Source organism: Dietzia sp. B19 (assembly GCF_014145155.1).
GTDB lineage: Bacteria > Actinomycetota > Actinomycetes > Mycobacteriales > Mycobacteriaceae > Dietzia > Dietzia natronolimnaea.
Map to the genome: position 1 here is coordinate 1 of NZ_JAALED010000541.1, position 4,674 is coordinate 4,674.

The following is a 4,674-nucleotide window of genomic DNA, read 5'->3' on the forward strand; positions in this document are numbered from 1 at the left end:
AGGAGGAGCTGCAGTGACTGATCGTCATCTCACCGACGCCGACATGCCACTGTTCACCCAGTTGCGGATGACCGCGTTCGGCCAGACCGTCATCGACTTGGCCAACGATCCCGCCTGCGACGAGTGGACCTTCTCGGAGAAGATCTTCCACGCCCTGGACAAAGAGATCACGGCCAGGCAGGAACGCCGGACCCAGAAACTACTCAAGGCCTCCAGATCGCCAAACCCTGACGCCTGCGTAGAAGAGATCCGCTACCTGCCTGACCGCAACGTCAACCGCGAGCTAATCGCACGACTTTCCAGCTGTCAATGGATCGACGCCACTCGTAATCTCGTCGTGCTCGGCCAGTCCAGCGTGGGCAAGACCTACCTCGCCCAGGCACTGCTCAATGCCGCGTGCCGAAAGTACTACACCGCGAGGTTCTTCCGACTCGACGACCTGGCCAACCGGCTCGCCGTTCTGGAGCCGACCTCGCAGCGCAGGCTGGACTTCCTCACCGACCTGCACAACTGCGACCTGCTGGTTCTCGATGACTTCCTGACCACGCCGGTGGCCCCGCACACCGCGGCCGAGCTGCTCAACATCCTGGCCGCTCGGGAAGGGCGGGGCTCGACTCTGGTGACCTCACAGTTCGATCCGCCCGATTGGTACAAGTCGCTCCAAGACGCGGTCATCGCCGAATCGATCCTCAACCGGATCGTCGCCGGCGCCGAAATCATCGCACTCGACGGACCCAACATGAGACGGCACCTCGCCACGGCAACGCCATAGCGGCCCAGCGGTCGGACGGGTGCACTCCGCTATCCGATACCCGTCCGACCGCTACCCGATCATCAGATCCGCGCTTTCCGAAAGGCGTCCCAAACAGCGATACGGCAAGGAACAGCCGAAATATCCATGGGCTAGTGGGCTACCGTGGCAGCCGACGAGCCTCACCCAAGGCCGAGTTTGAAGTCATACAACCTTCCTTTTTGCTTTGCCAGCGGGTTGCACGCAAGCGGGGATGCCCAGGCGCGTTCTGCCGATGGACCGGTGCGGTTGGCGTATGGCATCTAGGGTCTGCGAGTGGTGGCGGTGACTACGACGTTCAACGCGCTGCCCACCAGCCGTGAGGTGCCGCGTCGTGGGAGCGCAGCGATGGCGCGGGCGTCGTGCGGAATGTTTGCCAGGGTGCCTTCTACCGCGGCTCGGATCGCATGCAGTGCCGCTAGCGGATGGGTGTCGAGCGCGCTGTGTCCGGTGCCGGCTAGCGGTAGGACCTGCGCTCCGGGGATGAGGTTGGCGACGCGGTGGGCTATCGGTGGTGGGGTGCGAAGGTCCCGCTCCCCAGAGATGACCACGGTGGGCCAGGTGAATTGCGGCAGTTCGGCAGGCAAGCTGAACGGCTCGCCGCGGTAGGCCGGGCGCGGTGTGGTGGTAAGCGCCAACTGGGGATCCAGCGGGTGACCGTCGCGAGGTAGCGCGTAGCCCAGCTCTTCATACATGATTCCCGCTACGAGCTCCGGCTCTATGAGGTAGGGCCGACCGGCCCCGTCGAGTTCCTCCGCGCCGAGACGGCTCACGTAGTCCCAGGTACGTTGCAGCCGGCCCTTTTGTCGGGCGAGCAGAAGTCGATGCAGGGCTTGCGGCCCGGCGAACTCGTAAACTAACTGGACAACCCGGTCCAATTCGATCATGGGCACACCGTCGGCGGCTAACTGTCGGACGGCCGCCGCCACCGGCGCCAGAGCCGGATCCACACCATCCCAGAACAGTCGTCGGCGGTGAGCACGCACTGCGGCGAGGTCGTCCTCCACTGACAACATCGTCGAGTCCAGCACCATCGCGCTGACCCGATCCGGATAGCGCGCTGCGAATGCTTGCGCAAGATAGGTTCCGTACGAGCACCCGTAGACCACCACCTGGTCGATCCCAGCATGGTCGAGCACTGCCTCAAGATCCTCGATGACATGCTCAACCGTGACCGCGCTGACCGGCAATTCCTCGCCGCCCGTATCGCGGCGAGACAGTCCGATTCCTCGATGCTCAACCATCACGACGTCCAGCGCTCGACGCGCAGCCATGCTGCGAAAACTGGCGTACGGAACAACCGACGCGAGCCCAGGCCCGCCAGGTATCACCAGGACAGGAACGGACTTATCGGGTCGCCTGCCCTGCTGTTCGCGAGGGCCGGTTCGCACGTAGGTCAACGGGAACATCGCACTACTACCAGCTATCGGGCGCATGACTCGATGCCCGTCACGTTGCGCCAGACGGCGCGCGGCCGCGCCAACCCCACCCCGTCCGCTCATAGCCACAACTTAACAGTGCACACAACGCCCACGCTGGCTCGGCCGCCGTTTACGAACACGGGGTAGGCCCGCGCCGCCGAGGTGGTACGAGATCTGCGCCGCGCAGCCAGAGACCCCCGCCGGCACGGCCATGGAGCCGACGGCAAGCCCCATTACCGGGATGGAATGAGGCGGCGGCGGTCGCCTAGGTTATCGGCCGCGGGGCCGCCAGCGGCCGAATCCGCCCTCAGTGTTGATGACCTGGCCGGTGATCCAGGCAGCCTCATCCGTGATCAGCCAGGAGATGAGCCGTGCTGGATCATCCGGAGCACCGTATCGACCGAGAGGAAACATCGGTGCGACCGCTTTCCACATTTCCTCAGTTACGTAGCCGGTATCGACCGGGCCGGGGTTCACGGTGTTCACGCGGATTCCGGCATCAGCGAGCTGGTCGGCGATCGTCACAGTGATCCCCGCGAGCGCAGCTTTCGCAGCAGCGTAGGCAACTTCGCCGGGCATGGGGCCGAGCCCCTGCCCCGATGTCAGAAAGACGATCGACCCCGGCGCACCCGGTGTATGGTGCCGGGCGAACGACTGCGCCAGCAGAATTGAGGCCCGAGCATTGACCGCCCAATGCTTGTCCAGCTCGGCTGCGGTGAGTTCGCCCAGGGCGCTGTCCGATCCGGAGAGTGCTTGGTTGCAGACCAGCGCGTCCACTGTGCCGAACTCCTCCACTGCTGACGCAAACACCTGTTCAGGCGCTTCCCCCGGAGAGAGGTCGCTGTGTAGGTCGGCTACGCGTGCATCGCCGACCAGATGTGCACGAACCCCCTCCAACACAGCTTCGAGATCGTCAGCACCCCACGGTTGTTCCTGATCGTGCGGGGAGTAGTGGTGACAGAAGAGACTCGCACCGTAGGCGGCGAGCCTGCACGCCGTCGCATAACCGATCCCGGCCCGGCGACTCACACCAGTTACCAAAACTGTTCGACCACGGAGAGGCAACGGGTCACGCGCCAAATCGTCACGATCCTCAACACCCATGGTTCGCAGTCTCTCAAACCGCCTAGTTTCCAGTCCTCGACCCGCTGCCCGCAGGGACCCCAGTTGTGAGGTTGACGCACATCGGCCCGCGGCGGGGAGGGCGCGGAGCGCGGCTACTGAACCCCTGCCGCATGGGGACGGGATCCATAGAGCTGCTTCAACGACTACCGCGGCCTGGACAGCCACTGTGGCGCTACCTGCTGGGGCACTTCGCGTCGAACTCCTCCGGCGAATGGAAGGACAGGCCGCTGCCGCCGCTCACCACAGCCCCAGCCGGGGCGGCCATCAGTCGGTCGAAGGTCACGGCCGCGGTCAAGAAGTGCTTCTGGGGCTTGATGAAGGGCGGGCCTCCGGTGTCTTCGGGCTGCGCCGAGACGATGAAGAAGCGCGACGGATCCTCGGGGAGAGCGAGCTCGTGTTCAACCGACCACGGGGAAGGATCCTGCACGTGAATCGCGAGCGACCCGCTGGCGGGCTCGTCGAGGGTGAAGGACCCGATGACGGGATTTTGTTCCTCGGGTGCGAGGTCCTCGCGGCCGGCAACGACGTCGACACTTCTCGTCGAGTTCTCGCAGGTGTTCACATGGAGGAACAGGTTGCCATTCCCGTCGTGGGACACGCCGGTAAGCCCGCTCCATTCGGTTTTGCCGTAGTTCAAATATGAGGCGAGCACTATCGCCGAGCCCGCCGCCAGGAGCACCGTAAGGGTCAGTTTGTGTCGCATCTGTCGATCCTGCCGCATCGCCGCCGTAGTCCGTGTGGGTAGCGGCGAAGCCATACTGGGCGTGACCAGGGCCGATATCCGTGCGAGCTGTCCGCTTACTAATCAGTTCTGCTCGACGATCACCACCGCACTCGCTGGATAAGTAGGCAAAGCTGACCTTCAGGTTGGCACCGCGTGGCCTAGCGAGCTGACAACTCCGACTGGCGGTCTTCCCGATACTCTCGACTGATGCGTGTCTCGCCGGATGGAACCTTCCATGGGCTGCGTAAGTCGCATCTGTGTCGTGCGGCGTGCCGGGTTTCCGCGGACCCGGGCCCCTTTGATCGCCGTCGTGTCGCGCTCCACCCGGTCATCGACTATCGGCCCTACATTTTCGCATCCCCCGACGTCTTCCCGCCTGGCCATCCCGGTTACGACCAGGGCGTGGCGGCCGACCTGAAGATCCCGGAGGCCCTGCGGAACCGAATCGAGGACTGGATCGCGCAGTTCAAGGACAATTTCCTCCACCTCGGCGACCGGCCGGTTGATCAGCCGGTGTGGTCGGACGGATTCGACGAGATGGCGTGGCTCGACCGCGGCCACGCGCTCGCGGAGCAACTCGGCCAGCACTACCCGGAGCACTTCGTGTTCTGCTG

Annotated in this window: 5 protein-coding genes; 2 read left to right on the forward strand and 3 right to left on the reverse strand. The window is 64.4% G+C overall.

What is annotated here, in order from left to right; all coding sequences use genetic code 11:
- Window positions 1-13: 13 nt before the first annotated feature.
- On the forward strand, window positions 14-772 hold the full coding sequence (locus tag G6020_RS14675) for an ATP-binding protein (RefSeq protein WP_007633699.1): 759 nt from the start codon (window positions 14-16) through the stop codon (window positions 770-772).
- 281 nt (window positions 773-1,053) lie between these two features.
- On the opposite strand, the gene G6020_RS14680 is transcribed toward G6020_RS14675, so the two are convergent.
- The 3 genes from G6020_RS14680 to G6020_RS14690 all read right to left on the reverse strand — a co-directional run bounded on the left by G6020_RS14680 (window position 1,054) and on the right by G6020_RS14690 (window position 4,039).
- Complete coding sequence (locus G6020_RS14680; RefSeq protein ID WP_182611116.1) at window positions 1,054-2,292, reverse strand: alpha/beta fold hydrolase; 1,239 nt, start codon at window positions 2,290-2,292, stop codon at window positions 1,054-1,056.
- Window positions 2,293-2,481: 189 nt separating this feature from the next.
- A complete protein-coding gene (locus tag G6020_RS14685; protein WP_182611117.1) occupies window positions 2,482-3,315 on the reverse strand; it encodes an SDR family oxidoreductase in 834 nt (277 codons plus the stop codon).
- 193 nt (window positions 3,316-3,508) lie between these two features.
- Window positions 3,509-4,039 carry a hypothetical protein gene (locus G6020_RS14690; RefSeq protein WP_182611118.1) on the reverse strand — a complete coding sequence of 177 codons (531 nt, stop codon included), beginning with the start codon at window positions 4,037-4,039 and terminating at the stop codon, window positions 3,509-3,511.
- A gap of 423 nt (window positions 4,040-4,462) precedes the next feature.
- On the opposite strand from G6020_RS14690, the gene G6020_RS16630 reads away from it, so the two are divergent.
- On the forward strand, window positions 4,463-4,674 hold a 212-nt coding region (locus tag G6020_RS16630; RefSeq protein WP_194306155.1), incomplete at its 3' end, for a hypothetical protein.